Consider the following 494-nt stretch of genomic DNA (forward strand, 5'->3'; position numbering starts at 1 on the left):
CTTGGCCGGATCGATTCCTCACCGATCCGGACCAGAAGCGGAGCCTCAAGCTCTACGTCTGGTGCGCCGCGCGGGGCTACGCCTTCAGCGGCCTCTGCAAGCGTCGCGGTATCCCCTACACCTCGGCCCGCCGGGAGCGGGACGCCGCGCTCGAGCGCATCACCCGGCTGCTGAACCTGCAGGACTAGCCCGTCGCCGCGGGGCATCTGGTCGCGCACGCCGACGTGAACGACCCTGTTGACTTTGGTTAATCTGCCCTTGACGCCTCACGCTGTCGTGACCTGAACTTCAAAGGTGCAGTCGTGGGGCGCCGTCGCAAGCAACAGCATGTCTCCGTGGCCGTGACCTCCGCGTTGCGGCAGGTTCCCACGGCAACGCTCGATCCCGAGAACGGCCCGACGCCGGAACGGCTGATGCAAGCGGGGCTCGCCGTCGCGCTCCAGCTCGGCACCGGGCGGGTGCAGATCATCGGCGCCGCTGGCGGCCGGACTGTC

The 494-nt window shown here is 68.6% G+C and carries 1 protein-coding gene; it reads left to right on the plus strand.

What is annotated here, in order from left to right; translation table 11 throughout:
• A partial coding sequence (locus tag O7B34_RS31965; RefSeq protein WP_337149728.1) for a hypothetical protein occupies positions 1-188 on the plus strand: 188 nt, incomplete at its 5' end.
• Positions 189-494: the final 306 nt, after the last annotated feature.

Source organism: Mesorhizobium sp. Cs1299R1N3 (assembly GCF_037179625.1).
GTDB classification, from domain to species: Bacteria; Pseudomonadota; Alphaproteobacteria; order Rhizobiales; family Rhizobiaceae; genus Mesorhizobium; species Mesorhizobium salmacidum.